Raw genomic sequence first — 25280 nt, forward strand, 5'->3', positions numbered from 1 at the left:
CTGGTGGGGTTGGGGAAAAGGAGTGTTGCGCCTTGTACGCAGTTAGTCGGGCAGCTGGCTGATATCGGTGGGCTCAACGCGGGGCGTGGCGTTCGTCAGGTGCCGGTACTTGGCGCTCGATTCATAGGCTTTGATGCGCACCCGGTTGATGGAGCCCAGCGGCCGGTGCTCGGGCAGGCAGTGGAAGGGGTTGAACGAGAGCACATCGTCGGCGTACACGCGGCGGGCGGGGCTGAAGGCATCCTGGGCGGGCAGCACAATTTTGCCCAGCACCTGGTAGGGGCTCTGGTCCTGGGGCCAGTCGATGCTGGCATCCTCCACGGGCATGGTTTTGAGGTCGGTGCAGAGCTGGGCGCGCAGCTCGTACTCGGCGCCCTGGTTTTTAAAGAAATCGACCACCATATCGCGGTAGGCGCCGGGTTCGCTCACGTCCATCTCCTTGCCGGCCAGGGCCTTTAGGTTGTCGGAAAGCGGGGCTACGCCAATTTTGGCCACGTAGTCGCCGTAGCGAACGGCGCCCAGCGTGGTGTAGGTTTCGCCCAGCATGTGGTTGTTGGGGTGGGCCTGCACCACCATATTCACCTCTTTTTTGGGGCCGCCTACGTCTTCCAGCAGCTCCAGCGCCTTGTCGGCCAGCACGCCCACTTTGTTGATGGCAGTTTGCAGAATTTCGGGGCCGTGGGCCAGCTTCTCGATGCGCAATTGCATATCGTGGTAGCTTTTCACGTCGCCGGTCGGGATGATGGTATCGTTCACCATCAAAAAGTCCTGGGTTACGGCATCAGCTTCGGCGGCCAGAAATTTCTGGCCCGGCACCCCGATTATTTTCAAGGCAAAGCCCTTCACGGCTGGCTGGCTGTCGGGCTCGATGGCCCCCGGCGACGTCGAGAGCCGGATAATAACCGGGTAAGTTTTAGCCTCCTTAAACAGGCCCTGCGCCAGGTGCTCGGGCAGGTTGGGAGAGATGTGCAGCTCGCCGCGCAGGATGCCGTGGCTCTTGGCATGGGCATCGCGGATGGCGTGGCGGTTTTTCTCGAACATCAGGCGCGCCACCCGGGCCATCGAGGCCACAGTTTCGTCGCCGAGCTGCTCTTCGTTGGGTTGAATTTCTTCGACGCCGTCGGCAAAGCGCACGTAGGAGGTAGAAGCGGGGGGAGTGGCCATGTAAGGAAAAAGGGGCTAGGGGTAGGTTTATTCGATACGACGGACTGCTGCGTAGGTTACTTAGTGGGCTTTAAAAGAACAGGTTAGCTAAGCACTTTCGCATTGTATCTTGTTGAAAATCTGATTTTTTCCTGTGCTATGTCTTATCGCCATACTATCGGCTCCCGCACCTACCAGTTTGCCGATTTAAAAACGCTACTGGCCCGCGCCACCCCGCTACGGGCCGGCGACTCGCTAGCCGGCGTGGCCGCCGCCACCTACGAGGAGCGCGTGGCCGCCCAGTACGCCCTGGCCGATGTGCCGCTGCGCCGGTTTCTGAGCGAAACCTTCGTGCCCTACGAGCAGGACGAGGTGACGCGCCTCATTATTGACACGCACGACGCGGCGGCCTTCGCGCCGCTGGCGCACTTCACGGTGGGCGAACTGCGCGACTGGCTCGTTTCGGACCTGGCCGATGCCGCCGCCCTGGCCGCGCTGGCGCCCGGCCTCACGCCCGAGATGGTGGCCGCCGTGAGCAAGCTGCTGCGCAACCAGGAGCTGATTGGCGTGGCCCGGCGCGTAGAGGTTGTTACAAGGTTTCGCAACACGCTGGGGCTGCGCGGGCACCTGGCCACCCGCTTGCAGCCCAACCACCCCACCGACGACCTGCGCGGCATCGCCGCCAGCCTCGTCGATGGCCTGCTCTACGGCAGCGGCGACGCCGTGCTGGGCATCAACCCCGCCACCGATAACCCCCGGCAGGTCGGCGACCTGCTGCGGATGCTGGATGGCGTGCGCCAGCAATATACCATCCCGACGCAAAGCTGCGTGCTGTGCCACGTCACGACTACGCTGGAGCTGATAAAGCAGGGCGCGCCGGTCGATATCGCGTTTCAGTCCATTGCCGGCACCGAGGCGGCTAATAAGAGCTTTGGCATCAGCCTCAGCCTGTTGCAGGAGGCCCAAGCGGCTACGCTAGCCCTCGGCCGCGGCACCTTGGGCGATAACGCCATGTACTTCGAAACCGGCCAGGGTAGTGCCCTTTCGGCCAATGCCCACCACGGCCTCGACCAGCAAACCTGCGAGGCGCGGGCCTACGCCGTGGCCCGGCGCTACCGGCCGCTGCTCGTCAATTCGGTGGTCGGCTTCATCGGCCCCGAGTACTTATATGATGGCAAGCAGATTATCCGCGCCGCGCTGGAGGACCACTTTTGCGGTAAGCTGCTAGGCCTGCCCATGGGCGTAGACGTGTGCTACACCAACCACGCCGAGGCCGACCAGGACGACATGGACACGCTGCTGACGCTGCTGGGCGTGGCGGGCTGCAACTTCATCATGGGCATTCCGGGGGCCGATGATATTATGCTGGGCTACCAGTCCACGTCCTTTCACGATGCGCTGTACCTGCGCCAGGTGCTGGGCCTGAAACCAGCGCCCGAGTTTGCGGCCTGGCTAGCCCAGCAAGGCATTTTTGACGAGTACGGCCGGCAACTGCCAGCCAAGGCGGCGCGGCTGTTAGGGCAGCTGCCGGCCGCGCTGCGGGCTTAGATTTAGATGAGTAGTTGAGTTTAAACCCAGCCGTCATGCTGAGTTTGCCGAAGCATCTTACCCGGACGACACCCAGACGGTACGGTCGAGATGCTTCGGCAAGCTCAGCATGACGACCAGGGTTCTCCGAGTTAAAAAATAGACAGCACTAAACCTCTCCGCTATGGGTGACCTGCCCGCCCCCGCCTCGCCCGCGCCCGACCCGTGGGCCGGCCTGCGCGCCTTCACGGACGCCCGCATTGCGCTGGGGCGCACGGGCACCAGCGTGCCCTTGCATGAGGCGCTGGCCTTCCGGCTAGCCCACGCCCACGCCCGCGATGCCGTGTATTCGGAACTGGATGCCAGTAAGCTGCTGGCCGATTTACCCGAATTGGGCCTGCCCGTTGTGCAAGTGCAAAGCCAGGCGGCCACACGCCCGCAGTATTTGCAGCGCCCCGACCTGGGCCGGCAGCTGGCCGAGGCCGCCCGCGCCGAGCTAGCGGGGCTGGCCGCCGGCGAGTGCGACGTGGCCCTGGTACTGGCCGATGGCTTGTCGGCCACCGCCATTAACACACACGCGCCGCCGCTGCTGCGCCGGCTGGTGCCCGCCCTGCAAGCAGCCGGCTTGCGGCTAGCCCCGCTGGTGCTGGCCGAGCAGGCCCGCGTGGCGCTCGGCGATGAGGTGGGCCAGCTGCTGCGCGCCCGGCTGGTGCTGGTGCTCATTGGCGAGCGGCCGGGGCTGAGCGCGCCCGATAGCCTGGGCGCCTACTTCACCCACGGCCCCCGGCCCGGCCTCACCGATGAGGCCCGCAACTGCGTGTCCAACATCCGGCCCGCCGGCCTGGGCTACGAGGCGGCTTCGGACAAACTGTTTTTTCTGCTTGGCGAAGCCCTGCGGCGTCAGCTCTCAGGTGTGGGGCTGAAGGATGAGTCGGGCCGGCTGGCGGAGGAAAATAGTGGGGGAGAGGCTGGTTGGCCCGGCTAGCGGCAAATGCCCCGCTAGGTTGCATTAACCGCTTGGAAGCTGTCATTTCGCGAAAAGGCAGAGAACAGCTGACAGCTTTTGTGCTGCGCTAATCACTTGAAAAGCAAGACGTAAATCAGATTAATTGGGCCACTTATCGGCGCAAAGCTGGGCGTTGCCGTTACGGGCGTGTTTAGCACTTGCACCATGCCGGTTTCCACCTCTTTTTCGACCGACACTCGCCCGGCTACTGGCTGGCGCGGCGGGCGTGGGTGGCGCTGGGCAGGGGCAAGTATGCTGGCGCTAGGCCTGGTGCTGGCAGTAGCGCTGGCGCAGCTCGACCCCTGGCTGCGCCGCGAGCTGGAGCAGCAGGCTAGTCGCCAAAGCCACGGGGCCTACGAGCTGCGCATTGGGGCACTGCGCACGCAGCTGTGGCGCCGAAGCCTGGAAATGAGCCAGGTGCAGCTACGTGATAACCCGCAGTGGCGGGGCCCGTGGCCGGCCGCGCTGCCCCACCTGGGCCTGGCCGTGGGCACTGTGCGGCTCAGCGGGCTAGGGGTGCTGGCGCTGCTGCGCGGCGGGGAAGTGCCCCTCGATAGCCTGACGCTGAATGATGTCGGGCTGAGCTTGCCGGCTGGCCTGCCCGCTGATTTTTTTACGAAAAGCCCGCCACTGTACCGGCAGCTGCCCCGGCGCGTAGCGGGCCTGCGGCTAGGCCTACTGGCGCTGCGCCGGGTGCGCGCCCGCTACGCCGACGGCCCCGCCACGCTGGTCGCCATTACCCGCGCCGACCTGCTGGCCCACGACGTGCTGCTAAGTGCCGCCGGCGCGGCTGATACTACGCGCACCGCCTACGCTGCCAGTCTGGCTAGCCAGGTGCGCGGCGTGGCGGTGCGCGCCCGGGGCTGCGTAGGCCAACTAGCGCAGGCTCAATTTGCCGGCAGCCGGCTAGGGCTCGATTCGCTGCGGGTGCTCACGGCGGGTGCGGCGCCCACGCATATCTGGCTGCCGCGCCTGCGCCTGGCGGGCTGGCACCCGGCGGCTGCGCAGCATCAGCGCCGCTTTCGGGCCGACTCACTCACCCTCGATAAGCTACTAGTGCAGGGCCCGCCGCCCACCGCGCCGGCCCAGCCACTGCCCGCGCTGCTGGCGCCCTACCTGCGCCGCGTCGACCTGGCCAGCCTGCGCGTGCGGCACGCCGAAATTCAAACCACGAGCGGCGCGCTGCGGCCGATTATTCAGAATATTAACTTGGAAGGCAGGCAATTGGAGATAAGCGCCGCCGCCGCCCGCGACCCGCACCGCGTGGCCTACGCCCGGGCCTGGCTAGCCAGTACGGGGCGCATCAGGGCTGAGTACGATGCGCCGTTTTTCCACCTGGCCGCGGCCGGGCTGCGCCTCGATACCCGGCGCCAGACGGCGAGCCTGCTGGGGCTAGCCATTCAGCCCACGTTTTCGGCTGCTGAGCAGGACCGCCGTAAGGGCGAGCAATCGGTGCACCTGGCCGTGCGGCTGCCGGCGCTGCGGCTGCTAGGGCTCGATTTTGGCCAGTTGGCGCGGCGCGGCGAGCTGCTGGCCCGCACGCTGGTGGCCGAGCGGCCCACCATCGAAATCGCCAGCGACGGCCGGGCACCGCTGCCCAGCCGGCCGTCCATCTTCACGCCGCTGGCCGTGCGCAAAGTACCGCTGCTGGTGAGTGTGCAGCAGGTGCGCGTGGTGCAGGCCAACGTGAGCCTGCCCTACCGCAGCCCGCGCAGCCCCATCGTGGGCCACATTACGCTCGCTGGCCTTAGCGGCTCGCTGCACAACCTCAGCAACGACCCGCGCCGCATGACGGCCGCCCACCCGCTCACCGGCCAGGCCACGGCCCGGCTGCAAGGCCAGTGCCCCTTGGCTCTGCAGCTGCGCATTCCGCTGCTCGACCCGCTGGGGCGGCACCAGGTATCGGGCACGTTTGGGGCGGCGCCCTTCGCCATTCTTAACCCCATGATTGGCCCCACGCGGCTGTTCGAGTTTAGCAGCGGCCAGCTGCACACCATGCGCTTTGCCCTGCGCGCCGACTTGCAGCAGGCCGACGGCACCATGTGGGCCGAGTATTCGGGCCTGAAATTGAAGCTGTTGAAAAGCAAGGACGGGGGGTTGAAAACCAACTTGCTGACGAAAATTGAAACGGGCGCCGCCAACGCCTTATTCATTCGCAACAACAACCCGCGCGCCGATGGCCGGCTAGCCCCCGGCCGCCTGCGCAGCCGCCGCGACCTGCGTTTCGCGGTGTTCGTGCTCTGGCGGCAAGCCCTCGTAAGCGGCCTGCTCAACAGCGCCGGCGTGCCCCAGCCACTCGCCCAAAAGCTGAGCGAAGGTAAAAACTAGCGTAGCGTGCAGCGCCGGCTTCGGGCGCGAGCGCGGCGAGCATCTCACGGTCGGCGCATCTGGTTGCGCTTGCTCGCTAGGCGCGGGCTTGGCGCTGGCGCTGCGCGCTGCTGGCCGCTAGCACCAGCGCCAGGCCCGCTGCGAAAGCCAGGCTCAGCCCCGGATTATAATAGACAATGGTACTCAAGCTCAGCAGCGTAAGCGCCAGCGCTACGAGCGGCACCAGTGGGTAGCCCGGCACCCGAAACGGCCGCGCCAGCCCCGGCTCGCGGCGGCGCAGGGCAAACAAGCTCAGCAGGCTGAGGGCGTATAGCACCACGGCCCCCAGCACGGCCAGGGTAATTACCTGGTCGGTAGTGCCCGTGATGATGGCTAGTCCGCCCACCCCGGCGCCCGCCACCAGCGCCCAGTGCGGCGCGCCCCGGCCATTGAGGCGGGCTAGCGCGGCGGGCAGGTAGCCGGCCCGCGCCAGCGCAAATAGCTGCCGCGAATACCCGATGATAGTGCCGTGAAACGAGGCCACCAGCCCAAACAGCCCGATGCTGGCGAAGACCTTGGTCCAGGGGCTGGCCGGGCCCAGCACCCGGCGCAGGGCCTCGGGCAGCGGGTAGTCGAGGTGGGTGAGGGAGCGCCAGTCGGTGGCGCCCCCCGTGAGCACCATCACGCCCAGGGCCAGCACCAGCAGCGTGCCCAGCCCGTAGCCGTAGCCCCGCGGAATAGTGCGCCGGGGCTCTTTTACTTCCTCGGCCACCAGGGCTACGCCCTCAATGGCCAGGTAAAACCAGATGGCAAACGGCAGCGCCGCCAGCACGCCCGCCGCCCGCACCGGCACCGGGTGGGCCAGAAAAGTAGCCACCCGAAAGTGCGGCGCCAGCAAGCCCATAAACACCAGCAGCTCGGCCACGGCCAGGATGGTTACCACCAGGGCGAAATTAGCTGATTCCTTAATGCCCAGCAGATTAAGCAGCGTGAACACTGCGTAACAGCCCAGCGCTGTGCCCTGCACCGGCAGCGCCGGCCACAAAAAATGCGCGTAGCTGCCCAGCGCAAACGCAATGGCCGGCGGCGTCAGTAAAAACTCGACCAGCGTGGCGTAGCCAGCCGCTAGCCCGCCCAGCGGCCCAAAGGCCCGCGAGGCGTAGGCAAACGGCCCGCCCGCCTGCGGAATGGCCGTGGTCAGCTCCGTAAAGCTGAGCACGAACGTGACGTAGAGCACCGTCACGAGCAGCGTGGCCACCAGAAAGCCCACCGGCCCGGCCGCCGCCCAGCCGTAATTCCAGCCAAAGTACTCGCCCGAAATAACCAGTCCCACGGCAATGGCCCAGAGCTGCCAGGGGCCTAGCGTGGGCGTGAGGGTGGCGGGCGAAGCAGTGGGGGTGTGCATGGGGCCGGGGCGTGGGTAGGCCCTCAAGATAAGCGACTTGAGGCCGCCCGGCACCCGGCGCTAGGCCAGCCGGGGCAGCACGTCGCGGGCGCGGGCCTGCACCTGGTCGCGGTCGTAGGCGGCGGGCAGGGCCCGGGCAGCGGCCTCGGCCACGCGGGTGGCGTGGGCGCGCAGCACCGCCCGGCGAGCCGGCACCCGGGTGCGGCTGGCGGCCGTGTCCAGGGCCGTGAGCAGGCGCAGGTACACGGCCGGGTCGCCCTCGCCGGCGGTCAGAATCTGGTCGAAGGCGGTGTTGACGAGCACCTCAAACGAGGGCTGCCGGGTGATAACGCGCACCGGGCCGCCGTCGTCGGTGCGCAGCGGGTCGGCAAAGCGGCGGCCCGCCAGGCTGGCCACCAGCGCGCCCAGGTAGTCGATGCACATCACGGCCGTGGACGTATCGTTGATGCCCGGCGACAGCGCCTTGAGGGCAATATCGACGAGCTGGCGCACGCCAAAGCCGGCGTCTTGCTCGGTGGTGCGCTGGCGGCCGATGCTGAACTGCGCATTCAGCTCGGTGCACAGCTCGTCGGTGAGCGCGAAGGCCCGGCCGGGCTGGTAAGAAGCCACTGCGGCCAGCGCCGACCCCTGCGCCACGAAGCTGCCCACGCCGCGCTCCATGCGCACCACGCCGCCCAAGCGGCGCGCCAGGGCTAGCAGTCCTTCTTCATCAAGAGTTTGCAGGTAGCCGGTGGCGGCCGCCGGCACGGGCACCCAGGTTAGCTCGGCGGCCTTTTCCAGGAGCGCCTGCTGGGCAGGCTCGGTGGCGGCGGTGCCCAGCTCCTGCGGAAACAGGCGCCGGATGGCCGCCTCCGTTTCGGCGGCCACGCCCCCGATAATTACCCCGGCCTGCATAATGGAGGCAATGTGGTGGATAAAAAACACCAGCACCCCGATGCTCATAATGGCCAGAACCAGCCCGCCCGTCACGGCCAGCGGCGGAATAAAGCCGCCCTCGTCGCCGTCGCGAATGGTGCGCAGCACCAGCAGGCAATACACGAAAATGCTCACGAAGGAGCCCAGCACCAGCTGGTTGACGCGGCTGCTCATAAAATTGCGCAGCACCCGCGACGTGTACTGGCTCGACACCTGCCCCAAGGTACTCAGCGTGAGCGAGAAGCCTAGCGAGGCCACCGTCATCATCGACCCCGCAATAGCCGTGAGCACGCCCCGCGCCCCCGCCGCGCCGGCCCCAAACAGCAGCGGGTAGTCCTTGACCCAGCCGTGGTCGATGCGCATATCCAGCTTCACCAGGCCGTAGGCCAGGCCCATGGCCGCGGCCACCATCAGGGCGGGCACAAACCAGAGGCTGTCGTTGATGTCGCGCCACAGCGTGCGTAGTTTATTCATAGCCTGAGCATACTGCCGGGCTAAGGCCGGGGTTGTGGCGGGCGGTTGGCGCAGGCGCGGCTACCTTGCAGGCAGCCCGGTTATCAGGGGCTGTGCCATGAAAAAAAACCTGCTATTACTCGCCCTGCCGGGGGCCGCGCTGCTGGCTGCCGCTGCCCACCGCCCCGCCGCCCCGGCCGAAACCTACGACCTGGTTATCGACCACGTAAACGTGGTGGATGTGGTGAGCGGCCGCCTGCGGCCCGACCAGTCGGTGGCCGTGGCCGGGGGCAAAATCAAGCGGGTGGGGCCCGCCGCCCAGGCCCACTACCAGGCGCGCCAGAAAATAGACGGCACCGGTCGCTTCCTGCTGCCCGGCCTCTGGGACATGCACGTGCACTTTCGGGGCGGCGACAGCCTGGCGGCGGCCAACAAAAAGAGCCTCACCCTGTACCTGGCCCACGGCATTACCACGGTGCGCGACGCGGGCGGCGACCTCACGCCCACCGTGTACCAGTGGCGCCGCGAGGAAGACGCCGGCACGCTGGCCGGCCCGCGCATCTTCACCTCGGGCCCTAAAATCGATGGCCCCGGCGCCACCTGGCCCGGCTCGCTCGAAGTAACGACGCCCGCCGAGGTAAGCCGCGCGCTCGACTCGCTGCAAAAGCTGCGGGTCGACTACGTGAAGATTTATGACAGCAAAATCTCGGGCGAGGCCTACCTCGAAACCATCAGCCAGGCCGAAAAGCGGGGCCTGAAAACCACCGGCCACATGCCCTACTCCGTGACGCTGGGCGAGGCCGTGACCCGCGGCCTCGACGGCACCGAGCACCTCTACTACGTGTTCAAAGCCTGCTCCGGCAAGGAGGATAGCCTCACGGCGCTGGTACGCAACAGCCTGAATACGAGCAAGCCGCTCGGCCTGTTTGCGATGCTGCCGGCCGTGTACGACACCTATAGCCCGGCGGCGGCCCAGCGCATTTTCCGGCTCATGGCCAGCCACCACACGTCGGCCACGCCCACCCTGGCCATCGGCAAGACCCTAGCCGAGCTGGCCGACAACGACCACGCCCAAGACACCCTGCGCGCCTATATCGACCCCAAAATTCAGCGCACCTACGCCAAGCGGCTGGCCAGCGCCAAGCAGCAGTCGGCCGCCAGCCGCGCCTTCACCCAAAAGCTCGAAGCCAGGTTTATGGCCCTGGTGCCGCAAATGCAGGCGGCCGGCGTGTCCCTGCTGGCCGGTTCCGACAGCGGGGCATTCAACTCCTTCACCTACCCCGGTGCCTCGCTGCACGACGAGTTGGAGCTGCTCGTAAAAGCCGGCCTCACGCCGCCCCAGGCCCTGCGGGCGGCCACCATCAACGGTGCCACCTGGCTAGGGGCGGCGGGCCGCAGCGGCACCATTGCCGAGGGGAAAGATGCTGACCTGCTATTGCTGACGGCAAACCCCCTAGCCGACATTACCAACACCCGCAAAATTGCGGCCGTGGTTTCGCGCGGCAAAGTGTACGCGCGCGCCGACCTGGAGAAGATGCTGGCGGCGATTAAAAACAAGTAAGTCAGTGCGTAGGCAACAAAAAAATGTCATGCTGAGCTTGCCGAAGCATCTTGGTCGCGTCGCTAGGATGGTAATCCAATGGCGCGACCAAGATGCTTCGGCAAGCTCAGCATGACAGTGCTAATAGCGTTTTTTGCACCCTACGCCCGGCCCATCTGGCGCAAAAAGGCCACGTGCGAGGCTACGGCGTAGCGCATTTTGGGGTATTCCTGGTAGGGGAGGTTGAACTCGGCGCAGGTCTCGCGGATAATCTTGCTGAGCTTGGGGTAGTGCACGTGCGAGATTTTCGGAAACAGGTGGTGTTCGACCTGAAAATTGAGCCCGCCCACGAGCCAGCTGATGAGGCGGCTATCGGTGGCAAAGTTGGCGGTGGTGCGCAACTGATGAATGGCCCACTCGTCTTCCATCTTGCGGGTGGTTTCGTGGGGCACCGGGAAGGCCGCCTGCTCCACGGTGTGGGCCAGCTGAAACACGATGCTGAGCGTGAAGCCCGCCACCGCGCCGGCCAGCAAAAAGCCCCCCAGCCAGGCACCAAAGCCCACCATGTACACCGGCAGGGCAATGTAGAGGCCGAGGTTCAGAATTTTAAAACCCCAGAAAATGAGGTGGTCGTTGGTGCTCATCGGCTTGAGGGCCACGCTGCCGATTTTGCGGCTGAAGTACTTCTGATAGTCGGTGAAAAACACCCAGGAAATGTAGAGCAGGCAGTAGAAGAAGCCGAAATACAGGTGCTGAAAGCGGTGGGCGCGGTGGCGCGGCTGGTCGGGCGTCATGCGCATCCAGGGCCGGATGTCGAGGTCGTCGTCGACGCCATCGATGTTGGTGTACATGTGGTGCACGGTGTTGTGCTTGGCATCCCACATGTAGCTGCTGCCCCCGAATACGTTGAGGGTGAATGCGGCCACCTTGTTCAGCCAGCCATAGCGGCTGAAGCTGCCGTGCGCGCCGTCGTGCATCACGTTGAAGCCGATGAGGGCCAGCGTGCCGCCCAGCGCCACGCACTCGGCCAGCGCCCAGGCCGTGGGCGGGGTGAAGAACACCAGGTGCACATACAGGGCAATAAAGGCGCCCACCAGCAGCAGGGCCTTGCCTAGCAGGGCGCCGTTGCCGGTCTGGGCCTTGCCCGTAGTGGCGAAATAGTCGGCCGTGCGGCGCTTGAGTTCGGCGTGGAACGAGCGCGGGGGCGCGAAGCGGGGAAGCATCATGTAAGGAGATGAAAGCCAGCGTAGTGCGCGCAACGAAGCGGGCCGCTGGAGGCGGGGCCGCATCGCCGGTAGGCAACTACAGCGGGCTTCTGCACCTTGCACAAGCCAAAACGGATTTGGGGCTAGCTACGCAACAACCCTGCCGTTGGACTTGGGCCGCCACGTAATCTTCACAAACCTACGCCCCCCCAACGCTACCGCCCGCGCTAACGTGCGCCGCCCGCCCGCAATGCCCGAATGTTGTGCCACCGCCGGCGCGCACCTGGCCCCGCCAGTGGTGCAGGCAGCCACCAGGCCGCGCGCGCCGTACAAGGCCGATACTTTCTTTCACTCTTTCCCTCCCTGCTATGTATCGCTTTGTGATAACGGCCCTGCTCTTTGTTGGGGTTGGGCTAGGCCAAACGGCCGCTGCCCAAACGGCCAGCGACCTGCCCGCCCGCCCGGTACCCTTCACCTTCGTAACCGACCAAGGCAACCTGCTGAGCGCCACCGATGCCAAGAAGCTGGAAGGCGGCCTGCGCAGCTACGCCGAAAAAACCGGCACCCAGGTGGTCGTCGTCACGGTGCCCACGCTGGGCAGCCGCTCGGTGGCCGACTATGGCCGCGCGCTGGGCACCGCCTGGGGCGTGGGCCAGCGCGACAAGAACAACGGCCTCGTGGTGCTCATTGGGGCCAAAGAGCATAAGGTGACCATTCAGCCCGGCTCGGGGCTAGCCAGCACGATTACGCCGGCCGTGGTCAGCCGCGTTATCAACCAGGAAATGACGCCTTCCTTCAAGCAGGGCAATTACTTTGCGGGCCTGCGCAACGGCCTCAATACTTTGATGGTAACGGCCAACCCGAGTTCAGCCCCCAGCAAGCAAGCGGCTGGCGCTGTCTCTACAGCCGGCGCCACCGCCGCCGCTACCAGCGGCGAGCTAACCGACAACCCCGGCCGCACGGCCTCGGCCATGCAGTCGCAGATGGCCGACCCCGCCGGTGCGCAGCAGGATAACGTAGCGGGCGTGCCCGCCGACGCCCCTAGCGGCCCGGGCATGGGTACGCTGCTCATTGGGGCGCTCGTAATCGGGGGGATTCTGTGGTTTGTCATCCGGATGTTCCGCAGCCGGAGCGCGGCCCAAAACGGTGGCTCGCCTAACTTCTACCCCAACCAGGGTGGCAACAACCGGCCGAACCAAAACCCCGGCCAACCCAACTTTTACCCCAACCAGGGCGGCAACCCCGGCCCGGGCTACGGGGGGGGCTACCCCAACCAGGGCGGCAGCACGGGCAGCGGCATGGGCGGCATTCTGGCTACCGGCGCGGCAGCAGCAGCGGGCGCCTACATCGGCAACCGCATGTCGTCGCACGGCGATAACGACTCGGCCCAGCACCTCAGCAACAACACCGATACGTCGAGCCTGGGCGCCGGGGTGGGCGCCGCCGGGGCGGCCGGCACTGGCGCAGCGGGCGACTACTTTGCGGGGCGCGGCGGCAACGATAACGCCACCAACGACAGCCCCGACTACTTCTCGGGCAACGACACGGACAACTCGAACGACTACTTCTCGTCCGATAACTCGTCGTATGACGATACCTCTTCGGGCGACACCGGCGGCGGCGGCTTCGACAGCACCGACGACAATAGCGGCTCGTGGTAGCCTAGTCAGCCTAGTCGCTTCTTAAGCGCACAACAGCCGTCCGGTTTCGGGCGGCTGTTTTTTTGGGCCGGCGCGCAGTGGGTTTGCCCTTTACACTTAGTAGTTTGCGGTTCGCCACCAAGTGGTGCGCTTTCCTCCTAACCTAATCTGCTATGGTAAACAAGCTACTGCTACTGCTGGCCTTATTGCTTGTTACGCTGGGCGCACCAGCGCTGGCGCAGCCCGCCCCAGATAGCCCGGCCCAAGCGCCGCCCGCCTTCAACGTAGAAGCGGCCACCCGGCACTACCTCGATACGCTCACGCCCGCCCAAAAGGCCCAGTCAGATGCCTATTTTGAGGGCGGCTACTGGCTGCAACTCTGGGAGGTGGTGTACGCGCTGGCCGTGGCGGGCGTGTTTCTGGGGCTAGGGCTGGGGCGCCGGCTGCGAGCATTGGTCGAGCGGCTGCCCCGGCGCTGGCTGCGCACCTGGGCCTACGCGGTGCTCTATCTGCTAGCGTCGTTCGTGCTCACCCTGCCGCTCACGGTGTACGAGGGCTACGTGCGCGAGCACAGCTACGGCCTCTCCAACCTCACGTTTGGGGCCTGGGCCGGCGAAACGCTGACGAGCCTGGCGCTGACGGTGGTGTTTGGCAGCCTCACGATTGTGGGGCTGTATGCGGCCATTCGGCGCGGGGGGGCTACCTGGTGGGTGGGGGCCACAGCCATTGCGAGCGTGTTTTTGGTTATCGGGGTGGCGGTGGGGCCAGTGTTTATCAGCCCGCTTTTCAATAAGTACACTGCCTTGCCCGCCGGGCCCGTGCGCGACGGCATTTTGTCGATGGCCCGCGCCAACGGGGTGCCCGCCGACAACGTCTATTATTTCGACGCCTCGAAGCAAAGCAAGCGCATCAGTGCTAACGTGAGCGGCCTGGGCAGCACCATCCGGGTGTCGCTCAATGATAACCTGCTCAAGCGCTGCACGCCTGCCGAGGTGCAGGCCGTAATGGGCCACGAGCTGGGCCATTACGTGCTCAATCACATTGTTAAGATGCTGGTTTTCTTTGTAATATTGCTGGCAATCGGCTTCTGGCTGGTCGACCGGGTAGCTAGCCGCCTGCTGGCCCGCTACGGGCCGCGGTGGGGCATTGCGGGGCTAGCCGACGTGGCCAGCCTGCCGCTGCTGGTGGCGCTGTTTTCGGTAGCTGGCCTGCTGGCCACGCCCCTCACCAACACCATTGTGCGCACCAGCGAGCAGGAAGCCGATATGTTTGGCCTGAATGCCGCCCGCCAGCCCGATGGCTTCGCGGCCATCGCCATGAAGCTCTCCGAATACCGCAAAATCGAGCCCTCGCCCCTCGAAGAAATCATCTTCTTCGACCATCCCAGCGGCCGCACCCGCGTGCAGTCGGCCATGCGCTGGAAAGCCGAGCACCTGGCCGACCACTAGGCCCGCGTGTTGCGGGTTGCCCGCCTTGGCCGCCCGCACTCAGCGCAAACGCAGGGCAGCAATCCCCCCAAAACGATACCCTGGCGAGTCGTTTTGAGGCGGTTGCTGCCCTGCGTTTGCGATGATGGATTGCGGGCGGCGCCGGCTAGCTGCCTAGCGCTTGGGCATGGTAGCGCGTGGCGGCCCCACCTTGATGACGCCGCGCCGGGGGTGGGCCTTGGCGTAGCGGCGGTGGTAGCGCCAGCGCCCCAGAATGCCCATGCGGCGCCAGCGCTTGCGGGCGTCTCCCCGGTGCTTGTAGGAGGCGTAGCGCGGGCGATGGCGGCCGGGGCGCGGGCGCGCTAGCCCGGGGCTGGCATCGGCCACGCTAAGCAGGACGCACAGTAAAAACAGGAAGAGACGAAGCATAAGTGTGGTGAAAAATAGGGCGCATAGCTGCGGTAGCGTTGCTACAACGACTACTGCGGCGCTGGTAATACGCAGGATGTCCGGCCGATGGCTAAAAGCCGAGAGCTATGCCTGCTGCCCGTGGCCAGAATAGCAGAATTTTGAGTAAGTGCTGCCGCCGCTCCGGTGGTAGGCTGCTTGCTTAATAAAGATTTCTCGGAGGCCGGCAGAGCATAAGCAACCTCCTGAGCGTTATGCGCTGCGTTATATCACCGTATCTTCACCCGGCTTTTTAGTAACTGGCTGGCTATGGATATTTCTACACGTTTAACTGCTTTTCTGAAAGTTGGATTATTTCTACTGTTCGTAGCACGCCTGAGCCCCACGCTGGCGCAGAGCCGCTGGGCCCGGCAGGCGGGCGCTGGCACCGGCGTAGAGCAGGTCGAAGACCTGGCCCTGGATGGTAGTGGCAACGCGTATGTCGTTGGCTATTTCGGGGGCGAGGCCCGCTTCGGCACCATTGCCCTGGGTAAGCCGGGGACGGCGATTACGGGCTTTATGGCCAAATACGATGCGCAGGGCAATGTGCTCTGGGCACAGGCCACGCCCGCCACGTACCTCGCGGCTGCTACCGATGCCGCCGGCAATGTCTATGTACTGGGCCGCCTCACGGGGAGCGGCACCTTTGGCAGCAGCACGCTCACATCGCCCGGCAGCCAGGCCATGGTGCTTGTGAAGTACGACCCGCAGGGGCAGGTGCTGTGGGCCCGCCTCGGGGGCAGCCAGCTGGATGCTTATTCCCTGGCGGTCGACGCGGCCGCCAACGTGTACGTAGGGGGCGTGTTGAGCGGCACGGCCAACCTGGGCGGCAGCACCAGCCCGATAGTGAGCGAAAGCGCCGGCAACCTGTTCATAGCCAAGTACAACAGCCAGGGCGACCCGCAGTGGGCGCAGCGCAGCGGCGGCAAAAACGGCACGTGCAGCGTGAGTGCGCTAGGCCTCGATGCGGCCGGCAACCTCTACCTGGGTGGGGGCTACAGCGGCACGATAGTGCTGGGCAGCACTACGCTGGCTAGCCCCGTCAACGCCGGCAACCTGTTTATCGCCCGGTGCAGCAACACGGGCACCTTTGCGTGGGCCCGGAGCGAAGGCGGGTCTTCGTCGGTGGCCGACATTGCCGTCGATGCGCAGGGCAACAGCCTCATTACCGGCATGCTGCAAGGTAGCACGGCCACGTTCGGGGCATCCGTATTTCAGGTGGGCGCGGCCGATGGCTACCTGGTAAAGCACGATGCCGATGGCAATATATTGTGGGCTAGCCAGATAGGCGGCAACAACACTGATTACGGCACCAGCGTGGCCTTCGACCCGGCCGGCAATGCCTACGTGGCGGGCGTATTCAGCTCGGCGCCCACTACCTGGAGCCCCAGCACCCAGCTACAACCCACGAGCGGCCACAAAAACGTATTTGCCGTCAAGTACGACGCCAGGGGCAAGGTGCTGGCCGCCCAGCGCGAGGGCACCTGCGGCAGCGCTTACTACCCCAGCCTGGAAGTAACGCCTGGCCAGGATATCTACCTGGCCGGCACCTTTGCCGAAACGGCGAGTTTCGTTTCTACCCTTTTTTCAAGTAATAACGGGCAGATTTTTGTCGCCCGCCTCGGCGATTTGTCTACGCCTTCCACCCCGGATAGCTTTTCCTGCACGGCGCCGCCAACACCTACGCCCACGCCCACACCGACGCCAATACCAACTCCCACACCGACGCCAACCCCGACACCCACGCCCACACCAACTCCTACACCCACGCCCGCCCCGACTCCTACACCCACGCCGACGCCGACCCCCACGCCTGCCCCGGCGCCCGCGCCAGTCGAGCTATCGGTGCCTAACATCATTACCCCTAATGGCGATGGGCACAATGACCGGCTTAAAATAGCAGGCCTCGCCAACAAGGAATGGGCCATCATCATCTACAATCGCTGGGGGCGGGAGGTCTATCAGTCGTTGGCCTACGAGCAGGACTGGACTGCGGCGGGCCTGCCGGCCGGCACCTACTACTACCGGCTATGGCAGCCCACGAGCGCGCGGGCCTACACGGGTTGGCTTGAGGTAGTGCGCTAGCCCCCGCTACTGCGCGCTGCCGGCCACAGCCAGCGGCGGGGCAGCCACCTCCACATTGGCCGTGCGCGGGAAGGCCAGGAAGTGCGTCACATGCGGTGGCGCGTCGCCCTGGTGAAAGCGGCGCACCTCGGCCTCCACCTGCTGGTCGTCGCGGGTGAAGCGGTGGTGCTGGCGCTCGTGCTCAGCCCAGGTGGCCACGTAAAAAAACTCGGTGATGCGCGCCGGCTGGGCCACATCGGTAAACACGCCGGCGCGCAGCGCCCCGTCGCGCAGGCGCAGGCGCGTGAGCTGCTGCGCCGCCAGCCGGAAGGCCGCGTGGTCGGCGGGGGCCACGTCGTAGTCTATCATCACCACCACGGGGCCATCGTCGGGGTCGATTTCTTCCTCCAGGGCGGGCAGCTGGTCGCTCCAGGGCTCGGCGGGGCTGAAGTCGAGGCCCTCGGGCTGGTGCATGGGGAAGGGCAGGGCGAGCGCCAGGCTGGCCAGCATCCAGCCCGCCGCTATCAGCAGCGCCAGCGGGAGGTTGGCGCGGTCGGCCAGCTCGCCCCACACAATGCTGCCCAGGCTCATACCGGCCTGAAACACCAGCATGTACATGCTCACCACCCGCGCCTGCACCCATTTGGGCACGTGCAGCTGCACGCTCGTGTTAAAGCTCGTCATGGTGATGAGCCAGGCCGTGCCCGACACAAACATGATGGGAAACAGCCAGTACTCGCCCGGCACCAGGGCCAGCGCCAGGTTGGTGCCCACAAACACCAGCGAGCCCAGCAGCACCCGGCGGTTGAGGTTGAGCCGGTGGCCGATGCGGCCAATCAGAAACGCCCCCGACACCGCACCGGCCCCCAGCCACGATAGCATGACGGCGTAGGAGCCCGATTGCAGGTGCAGCCGCCGCGCCACCACCACGCTCAGCAGTGCCCACATGGCGCTGGCCCCAAACGCAAAGGCAAAGCACCGCACCAGCACCGCCACAATGGCCGGCGAGTACTGCACGTAGCGCACGCCGGCCCGCAGCGCCCCCGAAAAGTTTTCGGCCGGGCCGTTGTCGGCGCTCGCCGCGCGCTTCCAGTTATACACCACCAGCCAGGTGCCGATGAAGGATAACCCATTGAGCACAAACACCCAGCCCGGCCGGTAGTAGGCAATGATGAGCCCGCCCAGCGCCGGCCCGATGGCCCGGGCAATGTTGTTGCTCACCCCATTGAGCGTGATGGCAAACGGCAGTACCGGCCGGGGCACCAGCTCGGTCGTCACCGTTTGCCAGATGGGACTATTCAGGGCCGAGCCCATGCCTAGCAAAAACGTGAAGCCCAGCACGTCGATGGCCCGAATGGCGCCCGACAGCGCAAAGGCCCCCAGCCCCAGCGCCACCACCGCCATAAAGCCCTGCGTAAACAGCAGCAGCCGGCGCCGGTCAATAAGGTCGCCGATGGCCCCGGCGGGCATACTCAGCAAGAAGGCCGGCAGGCTGGTGGCCGTTTGCATCAGGGCTACAAGCAGGGCCGAGGTGGTGAGGGTAGTCACGAGCCACACGCCGGCCACGTTTTGCATCCAGGTGCCCACGTTGCTCACGAGCGAGGCAATCCAGATGGCCCGAAACAGGCTGTAGGTAAACGGCGTGCGCAGGCCGGGCCGGGGCTCGGCCGCTGGCAAGGAGGGCGTCGGGGTCATGGAGGGAAAATAAGCCTGCTACCCCTACGCTTTTTGGCCGGGCTAGGGTTGAGGCAGCGCGGGTAGGTTATTTTTCACTGACAAAAAAATAACCTACCCGCACCAGGATGCTGGGCTACTTCACCACCAGCTGGCGCGTGAGCACGCCCTGCGGCGAGTCGAGGCGCAGCACGTAGAGGCCGGTTTGCAGGTTGCTCAGGTCAAGGTCGCGGGTGGGGCTAGCCGGGGTCAGTGCGGGCTGGCAAGCCACTACGCGCCCGGTAAGGTCGAGCACGGTATAGGGCGCCGAAGCCAGCGCGGGCTGGCCGGGCGCACTCAGCCGGAAGCGCCCCGCCGGGCTGGGATTGGGGCTCACGGCCAGCTGGGCCTGGGTGCCGGCATCGGCCCGCGTGGCCAGCATGGGGGCCCCTAGCAGCGAAACGTCGTCGATGAGCAGCACTGAGCCGGCGGCAATCGTAGCCGCCGTGCCCGAGCTAAACTGCATCCGCACCGAGTCGGGCGTGGCGGTGGAAGTGTACGGAATGGTAACCAGCACCTGCTGATAGCCCCCTGTGGTGGGCGGCAGCGACAGCGTGCCGCCACCCAAAATAAGCGGCAGCCCGCCCGCCGGGTCTTTCTTGGTCAGCAAAAGCGTGGCCTCCGCCGCATCCGAAGCCGGGCCGGTCAGCTTGTAATAAAACTGCCACTGCGTGGGCCGCGCCGCATACGGAATACCGCCAATAGGATAGCCACCATACGAAGCCTGGCCGCCCAGCTTCTGGCCCAGCACCAGCAAGCCCTCGAGCACGGTAGCCGTGGTGCCGCTGCCAAAGGCAATGTTGCTGAGCTGCGCGGCATAGGTGCCGCCGTGGGCATCGGTCGATTTGGTAACGGTGCCGGTGTTGAAGGTGTAGCCTGGGTAGTCGGCGGCCAGCACATCGTCCTGCGTCAGCCAATTAGCCGGAGCCTCGGCGGTGCTGCGCGTGGCCCAGGTTTCGAAGGTGCCATTCGGAATGGCCTGCGCGGCGGCCTGGTGGCTAGCCAGCCCCAGCAGCAAAAAGCCGGCAGCGTACACAATCTTTTTCATAAGCTAGACAGTGGAAAAGGAAACGCGCCGGCCCACCCGGGCCGGACACTTACAAGATAGCACCGGCGCCCGCCAATAATGTTTAACTCCTTGAGCAGCTTCATGCTGCCTACACCCACTGGCGCAAGTATTGATACACCTCGGCGTGGTAGAGCAGGCCGCCGTGGTGCTGCTGCCCAAACCTGGCGGTGCGCACCGAAGTGCCGGGCGGCAGCTCCGTTTCATCGCTGAAGAGCTGGCCCCGGCCGCTGGCCGCGCCCACCAGGCCATCGCCAAAATAGTCGCGCAGGGCCTGGGGGCGGCTGGCGCGCAGCCAGTCGCCCACCAGCACGTGGTAGCGCACGCCGGGCAGCAGCGGCACCACGGTGCGCGGCCGGGGCAGGGCCGGGTCGTCGGGCTGCTGCCAGTCCTCATCCACCAGCAAGGCCTGGCCCAGGTCCTTGATGCCGTTGGAGCGCCGGGCGATGGCATTGCTCAGAAAGCGCGTGGGAAACAAGTTGATGCGCCGCAGCAGGCGCTCAACCAGCAGGCCATTCTGCTCCAGATACGAGCCCTCGTGGGGCACCCCTAGCAGAAATACCGCGCGCAGGTGGGCCAGCCAGGGCGCCTGTGGGGCTGGCAGCGAGGAAGTAGAAGACAAATTCTTTTTGGCAGGCCTCTTTTCGCCTTTCATCGCTGCGCTTTCACCGGCGGTAAGCGCGGCGTAGTAGCCCGCCGAGCGAATGAGCAGCCCGCCCATGCTGTGGCCCACCAGCACCAGCTCGCCGATGGCCGCCGGGTGGGCCTCTACCAGCGCGGTGAGCAGCTGGCTGAGGGCGCGGCCATTCTCAGAAATGTGCAGGCCCGAGTTGTAGCGCACGTACAGGCAGCGGCAGCCGGCCTCGGCGGCCAGGCGCGGGCCGTAGCGCGGGGGCCCGGCGGGGTCGTCCTGAAAGCCGGTTTGCCAGATAAGCTCGTCGCCCATGAGCCCGTGCAGAAAGACGACGGTTTTCTGCTGCTGCTCGCTCAGGCGCAGCTCGGCCACCGGCACATCCTGGCCGCCGCGCCGAAAGCTCAGGGCAATGGTGCGCGGGTCGTGGCGCACGGCCAGCTGGTCGCCGAGCACGCCGTTGAGCACCGGCTGAAAAAAATGCTGGTGGGCCCGCCCCGCCTGGTACAGCAGGGTGGCCCCGCGCACGGGCAGCAGCGCCGTGCGGGCCAGGGTAGAAAGCGTGCGACGCAGCATGGGGCTAGGGCAAGTAAGAAGCAGCAGGGAGCAAACAGCAGCGCGCACCCGGCTCGTGCGCCCGGCTCGTCCCGGTGGGCCTAGTGCTCCAACGTGGGCAACCAAAATCTGGTTGGTACGTCCAAAGAGTATTGGCGGCCGGGCCGCATCTTTGTACTAGTAAACTCCCCCGCTTTCCGCATGAACTTCTCTTTCCGCCCCGCCCTGGCCCTGTTGCTGCTGGGCAGCTCCGCTACCTTGCTCACCGCCTGCGACTATACTTCGCTCAGCCCCGGCGACAACCCGCAGTCCCGCGAGGGCTTCAGCAACCCGCCCGGCTACACCAATGCCGATGTAAACCGCGACAGCATCAACTACAAGCAGACCGTGACCAAGCCCATTGGCAAGGGCTCGGCCACCGACATTAAGAACGGCAGCGCGCAGAATAAGCTCGACTCGGCGCCGGGCGGCAACAGCGCCACCTCGCCCCAGAGCGCCAGCGGCAAGATGGCCCCCACCGACCAGGCGCAGCCCAAAGCCACCGGCAGCACCAACGGCAGCGGCAACAGCAACGACGCCAGCGCCAAAAAAGGCAGCATGTAGGCCCGGCCGGCTAGCCACAGGCACTTATAAAAAGTAAAAAAGGCCCGCTGCAAGCACTTGCAGCGGGCCTTTTTGGCGTAGTGCGGGCTAGCCTACAGCGGCTGCGGAAACTGCCCCGGCCGGGCGTAGCCAAAGCGCACCGGCGGCCGCACTTCGTGGTAGCCATCGAGGCCCGAAATGGCCGCTTCGGCCAGGGCTACCAGGTCGAGGGTGCCGTCGGGGCGCAGGGCCTCTTCGCGCAGGTACACGTGCTCGACGGTGCCCACCAGCAGCACGGTGCCGTTGAAAATGGGGTGCTCTTCGCGCAGGCGCAGCCCGATGCTGAGCGGGCTCTCGGCCACGTAGGGCGCCGGGAAGCCATCGCGAAAATCGGCCGTGAAGCCGCAGGCTTCGAACTCCGACACGTCCTCAAAATTGGCCGAGGTATAGTGGGCCTGCGCCACCAGGCCCAGGGGCACGTGGTTGAGGGTGTAGGCGCCGCCGTTGTCCTTGATGTTCTGATAGGTATGGCGCGGCACGGTGGTGGGGCGCGTTACCATGCCCAGCACGGCCGGGTCGGAGCCCAGGTGCAGCACCGAGCTGAAAATAGCGAGGTTGGTGCGCCCATCGGGCGCAGCCGTGCCCACCAGGTTGGCTGGCTTGAAGCCCGGCAGGCCATTCACAAAATTGAGGCGGTATACTTTTTCAAAAGCCGTAATATCGGCGGCAGTAATGTGGCGCATGGAATAAAACAGGGGAGATAGGGGCTAGTGATAGCTGCCAGGGTACTTTTTGAACGTGCTCTGGCGCTAAGGCGGTGCCGGCCCGGGCCGGCACTACCGGCTTATTCATACAAATCGTGCTGGTCGGCCGCCGCCAGCTCTACCAGAAACTGGCTCAGCTCCTGCGTTACAGCGGCCAGGAAGGCGGCGCCCTTGGCGGCCGTGGCGGCAGCCGGGTTGCCCACGCCCGTGTCGGCGCTCACCTGGCTCCACTCGCGCTGGGCCCAGGCCCAGCTGCGCAGCGCCCGGATGCGGAACTGTTTGCTGGCCCCCGCGCCGGCCTCAGCCAGCGGGCGCACCAGCCCGGGGGCCAGGTGCAGCATCATACTCGTTTCCATCTCATCGGCGTGGTCGCCGGGCGCCTCAAAAAACTTGCTGCGGTCGACGATGCGAAACAGGGTGGCGGTGCTGAGAAACACCTGCGGAAACTCGGCTTGCAGCTCGCGCAGCATCTGCCGGAAGTCGTTGCCGCCGTGGCCGTTCAGCACCACCAGCTTCGGGATGCCCTGGCGGGCCAGCACCTGCACCACATCGCGCAGGATGGCTAGCTGCGTGCTGGGGTTCAGGTTCATATCGAGGGTAATGTCGAGCTGCCCGGTATTCACCCCAAACGGGATGGTGGGCAGCACCACCACCTTGGCGCCCTGCGCCCAGGCGAGCCGGGCGGCCTCGGCGGCCACGTAGTCGCACTGGTAGTTGTCGGTGCCGTAGGGCAGGTGGTAATTGTGGGCCTCGGTGGCGCCCCAAGGCAGGATAACGACTTCGAAGGCGGCGTCTTTCACGGCCTGCCAGGTGGTTTCGGCCAGAATGTAAGGACGGGCGGACATGCGATTGAGGGTGGCGGCTAAGGAGTAACGGGTAGGACCAGGGCCTTACTCGGCCAGGGGCTCTGGCGGCGAGGGCACTGCTGCCACATACGTTTTTTGCGGCAGCCGCGCCGCCACCAGGGCAAATAAAACGAAATTTACCGCCATCAGTCCCACAAAAAACCAGTAGTAGCCAGCCCCCTGAAACCGGGCAAAAAAGCCGCCCCGCGCAATGCTGGCGTTCATGATGGCCAAAAAATAATTGCCCCCCGCAATGGTGAGCAGCCACAGCGAAGTAGTAAGGCTCTTAAGGGCCGGGGGCGCGTGGGTGTAGGCATATTCGAGGCCCGTCACGGCCACCAGCAGCGTGCCGCCGGCCACCACAAAGTAGGCCAGCACCTGCCACCACACCGAGGGGCTGGCCCCCGCATCGAGCCGCTGCTGCACCCCGGCAATAATGCACATGGCCAGCGCCACCAGCACCATGCCCACGCCCATGCGCCGCCGCGGCGTGGCCCGGATGCCGCGCCGCGCCAGCGCCGGATAAATGCGGTAGGTAAGCAGCGGGTTGAGCCCGATGCCGAACACAATACCAAGTATTTGCAGCTGCTCGGGCAGCGGCGCGTAGCCGCCGGGCCACAGGTGGCGGTCGAGGTGGGCTGCCTGCAGCACCCACTCCGACTCGCTCTGGTTGTAGAGCGCCCACAGCACCGGAATAAACAGGAAAATGGCGCCCACCCGGCGCAGCGCGGCGCGGCTCTCGCCGGGGCCCAGCGCCTGGCGCAGGCCGGCCAGCAGGCCCGTGGGCGGCACCCGCACGTAGTGCCGCCGCCCTAGCCAGAAGGTGAGCGCCGCCGTGCCCATCAGCAAGCCCGGCACGCCGAAGGCCCAGGCCGCGCCCGCGTAGGCATACAGCTCGGCAATGAGCGCCGTGGACACGGCCGCCCCGGCATCGATGGCCAGCTGAAACCACCCGTAGGCCTTGGGCAGCAGGTGGGCATTGGTCTGGTCGAACTGGTCGCCGAGGTTGGCCGTTACGCTCGATTTGATGCCGCCCATGCCGATGGCAATCACCAGCAGCCCTGCCCGAAAGCCCGCCAGGTCGGTGGTATACAGGGCCAGCAGGGCGTGCCCCAGGCAGTAAAACAGCGATAAGTAGAGGATAACGCGGTATTTGCCCAGCACCCAGTCGGCCAGCAGCGCGCCCACCACGGGCAGCGCGTAGCCCAGCGCCGCGAAGGAATGCACAAAGTCATTGGCCCTAGCCTCGGCCCCCGCCGTAAGCGCCGCGCTGTGGCCGGGGTTGAAAAACTGCGCCACCAGGAACGTGGGTAAAATGGCCCGCATCCCGTAGTAGCTGAAGCGCTCGGCCACCTCGTTGCCAATAATAAACGGAACGGCGCGCGGAAAGCGCGCGGCAGGGCTGGAAAAAGGCATGGGGCTGGCTGGGGCGCGGCACTGGCCGGGCTGCCCGGCCGCTCGCGAGCCGCCAAGGTAGCAGCCGCCGCCCTTATGCGTGTCCTACGCCGCCGCGGCCAGCGGGTCGAGGCACAGGCGGTTGCGCTGCAAATGCAGCACCAGCGTGATGATATACAGCCCGTACAGCAGTTGGTCGCCCACCAGGCTCCATTTTTCGAGCAGGCTGCTGCCAAACACCAGGCTCATTACTACCAGCATGGCCGCCACCAGCGCCGGCCGGGTAAACAGCCCTAGCACCAGCAGCAGCCCAATGCTGCCTTCTACAAAAGGCAGCGCCGTGGCATAGGCGCTCACGAGGGCGGGCGGCAGCGGCGCGGTGGCAAACTCCTTCATAATGCCCGCCCGAAATACGGGTAGCTTCGGAATGCGCACCAGGCCGTGCATCAGAAAGTTGAGGCCGAGCAGCAGGCGGCCCAGCACAAAGGCCAGCTCAAAATTATTGAGTTTCATAAGCCAGCTTTAACGGCAAAACCAGAGCGCCGGCCGAGTCTGACTGCCATTGGCTACCGCGTAGCCAGGCAGCCTGGCCAACGGTGAGCCACCAACTTGCGTCTACCAGGCTAGCCAAGCCCGGCGCGGCGCCCGCG

The 25280-nt window shown here is 65.8% G+C and carries 20 protein-coding genes; 8 read left to right on the forward strand and 12 right to left on the reverse strand.

Annotation, left to right across the window (positions count from 1 at the left end; genetic code table 11):
* Window positions 1–42 precede the first annotated feature (42 nt).
* On the reverse strand, window positions 43–1164 hold the full coding sequence (locus Q5H89_RS09085) for a catalase family protein (protein ID WP_305018986.1): 1122 nt from the start codon (window positions 1162–1164) through the stop codon (window positions 43–45).
* A gap of 138 nt (window positions 1165–1302) precedes the next feature.
* Here Q5H89_RS09085 and Q5H89_RS09090 point away from each other — a divergent pair, with 138 nt between their 5' ends.
* The 3 genes from Q5H89_RS09090 (at window position 1303) to Q5H89_RS09100 (ending at window position 6004) form a co-directional block, all read left to right on the forward strand.
* Window positions 1303–2691, forward strand: a complete 1389-nt coding sequence (locus Q5H89_RS09090; RefSeq protein WP_305018987.1) for an ethanolamine ammonia-lyase subunit EutB — start codon at window positions 1303–1305, stop codon at window positions 2689–2691.
* A 163-nt stretch (window positions 2692–2854) separates the two neighbouring features.
* Window positions 2855–3655: an ethanolamine ammonia-lyase subunit EutC gene (gene eutC, locus Q5H89_RS09095; protein WP_305018988.1), complete on the forward strand. Its 801-nt coding sequence runs from the start codon at window positions 2855–2857 to the stop codon at window positions 3653–3655.
* 186 nt (window positions 3656–3841) lie between these two features.
* Window positions 3842–6004, forward strand: a complete 2163-nt coding sequence (locus Q5H89_RS09100) for a hypothetical protein (protein WP_305018989.1) — start codon at window positions 3842–3844, stop codon at window positions 6002–6004.
* A gap of 76 nt (window positions 6005–6080) precedes the next feature.
* On the opposite strand, the gene eat is transcribed toward Q5H89_RS09100, so the two are convergent.
* Both eat and Q5H89_RS09110 read right to left on the reverse strand, forming a co-directional pair.
* Window positions 6081–7388 carry an ethanolamine permease gene (gene eat, locus Q5H89_RS09105; RefSeq protein ID WP_305018990.1) on the reverse strand — a complete coding sequence of 436 codons (1308 nt, stop codon included), beginning with the start codon at window positions 7386–7388 and terminating at the stop codon, window positions 6081–6083.
* 60 nt (window positions 7389–7448) lie between these two features.
* A complete protein-coding gene (locus tag Q5H89_RS09110) occupies window positions 7449–8777 on the reverse strand; it encodes a DUF2254 domain-containing protein (protein ID WP_305018991.1) in 1329 nt (442 codons plus the stop codon).
* A 97-nt stretch (window positions 8778–8874) separates the two neighbouring features.
* On the opposite strand from Q5H89_RS09110, the gene Q5H89_RS09115 reads away from it, so the two are divergent.
* Complete coding sequence (locus Q5H89_RS09115) at window positions 8875–10317, forward strand: amidohydrolase family protein (RefSeq protein WP_305018992.1); 1443 nt, start codon at window positions 8875–8877, stop codon at window positions 10315–10317.
* Window positions 10318–10457: 140 nt separating this feature from the next.
* On the opposite strand, the gene Q5H89_RS09120 is transcribed toward Q5H89_RS09115, so the two are convergent.
* A complete protein-coding gene (locus tag Q5H89_RS09120; RefSeq protein WP_369810649.1) occupies window positions 10458–11519 on the reverse strand; it encodes a fatty acid desaturase family protein in 1062 nt (353 codons plus the stop codon).
* 350 nt (window positions 11520–11869) lie between these two features.
* Between Q5H89_RS09120 and Q5H89_RS09125 the strand changes: the two genes are divergently transcribed.
* Window positions 11870–13162 (forward strand): TPM domain-containing protein, encoded by a 1293-nt coding sequence (locus tag Q5H89_RS09125; protein WP_305018994.1) that lies wholly within the window; start codon window positions 11870–11872, stop codon window positions 13160–13162.
* 152 nt (window positions 13163–13314) lie between these two features.
* On the forward strand, window positions 13315–14589 hold the full coding sequence (locus Q5H89_RS09130; RefSeq protein WP_305018995.1) for a M48 family metallopeptidase: 1275 nt from the start codon (window positions 13315–13317) through the stop codon (window positions 14587–14589).
* Window positions 14590–14742: 153 nt separating this feature from the next.
* On the opposite strand, the gene Q5H89_RS09135 is transcribed toward Q5H89_RS09130, so the two are convergent.
* Window positions 14743–14997 carry a hypothetical protein gene (locus Q5H89_RS09135; protein ID WP_305018996.1) on the reverse strand — a complete coding sequence of 85 codons (255 nt, stop codon included), beginning with the start codon at window positions 14995–14997 and terminating at the stop codon, window positions 14743–14745.
* 288 nt (window positions 14998–15285) lie between these two features.
* On the opposite strand from Q5H89_RS09135, the gene Q5H89_RS09140 reads away from it, so the two are divergent.
* Complete coding sequence (locus Q5H89_RS09140) at window positions 15286–17100, forward strand: SBBP repeat-containing protein (protein ID WP_305018997.1); 1815 nt, start codon at window positions 15286–15288, stop codon at window positions 17098–17100.
* A gap of 6 nt (window positions 17101–17106) precedes the next feature.
* Here the strand turns inward: Q5H89_RS09140 and Q5H89_RS09145 are convergent, their stop codons facing one another.
* The 3 genes from Q5H89_RS09145 to Q5H89_RS09155 all read right to left on the reverse strand — a co-directional run bounded on the left by Q5H89_RS09145 (window position 17107) and on the right by Q5H89_RS09155 (window position 21065).
* Complete coding sequence (locus Q5H89_RS09145; RefSeq protein ID WP_305018998.1) at window positions 17107–18774, reverse strand: MFS transporter; 1668 nt, start codon at window positions 18772–18774, stop codon at window positions 17107–17109.
* A 115-nt stretch (window positions 18775–18889) separates the two neighbouring features.
* Window positions 18890–19840 carry a T9SS type A sorting domain-containing protein gene (locus Q5H89_RS09150; RefSeq protein ID WP_305018999.1) on the reverse strand — a complete coding sequence of 317 codons (951 nt, stop codon included), beginning with the start codon at window positions 19838–19840 and terminating at the stop codon, window positions 18890–18892.
* 109 nt (window positions 19841–19949) lie between these two features.
* Entirely contained in the window at window positions 19950–21065 is a 1116-nt protein-coding gene (locus Q5H89_RS09155; protein ID WP_305019000.1) for an esterase/lipase family protein, read from the reverse strand.
* Between the two features lie 180 nt (window positions 21066–21245).
* Here Q5H89_RS09155 and Q5H89_RS09160 point away from each other — a divergent pair, with 180 nt between their 5' ends.
* Window positions 21246–21647 carry a hypothetical protein gene (locus Q5H89_RS09160; RefSeq protein WP_305019001.1) on the forward strand — a complete coding sequence of 134 codons (402 nt, stop codon included), beginning with the start codon at window positions 21246–21248 and terminating at the stop codon, window positions 21645–21647.
* Between the two features lie 92 nt (window positions 21648–21739).
* Here Q5H89_RS09160 and Q5H89_RS09165 read toward each other — a convergent pair whose 3' ends face one another.
* The 4 genes from Q5H89_RS09165 to Q5H89_RS09180 form a co-directional block, all read right to left on the reverse strand.
* A complete protein-coding gene (locus Q5H89_RS09165; RefSeq protein ID WP_305019002.1) occupies window positions 21740–22369 on the reverse strand; it encodes a flavin reductase family protein in 630 nt (209 codons plus the stop codon).
* Window positions 22370–22470: 101 nt separating this feature from the next.
* Window positions 22471–23235: a creatininase family protein gene (locus Q5H89_RS09170; protein ID WP_305019003.1), complete on the reverse strand. Its 765-nt coding sequence runs from the start codon at window positions 23233–23235 to the stop codon at window positions 22471–22473.
* A 45-nt stretch (window positions 23236–23280) separates the two neighbouring features.
* Window positions 23281–24651: a POT family MFS transporter gene (locus tag Q5H89_RS09175; RefSeq protein ID WP_305019004.1), complete on the reverse strand. Its 1371-nt coding sequence runs from the start codon at window positions 24649–24651 to the stop codon at window positions 23281–23283.
* 84 nt (window positions 24652–24735) lie between these two features.
* Window positions 24736–25143: a DoxX family protein gene (locus Q5H89_RS09180; protein ID WP_305019005.1), complete on the reverse strand. Its 408-nt coding sequence runs from the start codon at window positions 25141–25143 to the stop codon at window positions 24736–24738.
* Between the last annotated feature and the right edge of the window lie 137 nt (window positions 25144–25280).

Origin of the sequence: Hymenobacter cheonanensis (assembly GCF_030581075.1) — a bacterium.
In the GTDB taxonomy this organism is placed as follows: Bacteria; Bacteroidota; Bacteroidia; order Cytophagales; family Hymenobacteraceae; genus Hymenobacter.

What these genes read in the sequence shown, in the direction of transcription:
- Q5H89_RS09085 (WP_305018986.1), bottom strand. Translation starts at nt 1,164, where the DNA reads ATGGCCACTCCCCCCGCTTCTACCTCCTACGTGCGCTTTGCCGACGGC.
- Q5H89_RS09090 (WP_305018987.1), top strand. Translation starts at nt 1,303, where the DNA reads ATGTCTTATCGCCATACTATCGGCTCCCGCACCTACCAGTTTGCCGAT.
- eutC (WP_305018988.1), top strand. Translation starts at nt 2,855, where the DNA reads ATGGGTGACCTGCCCGCCCCCGCCTCGCCCGCGCCCGACCCGTGGGCC.
- Q5H89_RS09100 (WP_305018989.1), top strand. Translation starts at nt 3,842, where the DNA reads ATGCCGGTTTCCACCTCTTTTTCGACCGACACTCGCCCGGCTACTGGC.
- eat (WP_305018990.1), bottom strand. Translation starts at nt 7,388, where the DNA reads ATGCACACCCCCACTGCTTCGCCCGCCACCCTCACGCCCACGCTAGGC.
- Q5H89_RS09110 (WP_305018991.1), bottom strand. Translation starts at nt 8,777, where the DNA reads ATGAATAAACTACGCACGCTGTGGCGCGACATCAACGACAGCCTCTGG.
- Q5H89_RS09115 (WP_305018992.1), top strand. Translation starts at nt 8,875, where the DNA reads ATGAAAAAAAACCTGCTATTACTCGCCCTGCCGGGGGCCGCGCTGCTG.
- Q5H89_RS09120 (WP_369810649.1), bottom strand. Translation starts at nt 11,519, where the DNA reads ATGCTTCCCCGCTTCGCGCCCCCGCGCTCGTTCCACGCCGAACTCAAG.
- Q5H89_RS09125 (WP_305018994.1), top strand. Translation starts at nt 11,870, where the DNA reads ATGTATCGCTTTGTGATAACGGCCCTGCTCTTTGTTGGGGTTGGGCTA.
- Q5H89_RS09130 (WP_305018995.1), top strand. Translation starts at nt 13,315, where the DNA reads ATGGTAAACAAGCTACTGCTACTGCTGGCCTTATTGCTTGTTACGCTG.
- Q5H89_RS09135 (WP_305018996.1), bottom strand. Translation starts at nt 14,997, where the DNA reads ATGCTTCGTCTCTTCCTGTTTTTACTGTGCGTCCTGCTTAGCGTGGCC.
- Q5H89_RS09140 (WP_305018997.1), top strand. Translation starts at nt 15,286, where the DNA reads ATGGATATTTCTACACGTTTAACTGCTTTTCTGAAAGTTGGATTATTT.
- Q5H89_RS09145 (WP_305018998.1), bottom strand. Translation starts at nt 18,774, where the DNA reads ATGACCCCGACGCCCTCCTTGCCAGCGGCCGAGCCCCGGCCCGGCCTG.
- Q5H89_RS09150 (WP_305018999.1), bottom strand. Translation starts at nt 19,840, where the DNA reads ATGAAAAAGATTGTGTACGCTGCCGGCTTTTTGCTGCTGGGGCTGGCT.
- Q5H89_RS09155 (WP_305019000.1), bottom strand. Translation starts at nt 21,065, where the DNA reads ATGCTGCGTCGCACGCTTTCTACCCTGGCCCGCACGGCGCTGCTGCCC.
- Q5H89_RS09160 (WP_305019001.1), top strand. Translation starts at nt 21,246, where the DNA reads ATGAACTTCTCTTTCCGCCCCGCCCTGGCCCTGTTGCTGCTGGGCAGC.
- Q5H89_RS09165 (WP_305019002.1), bottom strand. Translation starts at nt 22,369, where the DNA reads ATGCGCCACATTACTGCCGCCGATATTACGGCTTTTGAAAAAGTATAC.
- Q5H89_RS09170 (WP_305019003.1), bottom strand. Translation starts at nt 23,235, where the DNA reads ATGTCCGCCCGTCCTTACATTCTGGCCGAAACCACCTGGCAGGCCGTG.
- Q5H89_RS09175 (WP_305019004.1), bottom strand. Translation starts at nt 24,651, where the DNA reads ATGCCTTTTTCCAGCCCTGCCGCGCGCTTTCCGCGCGCCGTTCCGTTT.
- Q5H89_RS09180 (WP_305019005.1), bottom strand. Translation starts at nt 25,143, where the DNA reads ATGAAACTCAATAATTTTGAGCTGGCCTTTGTGCTGGGCCGCCTGCTG.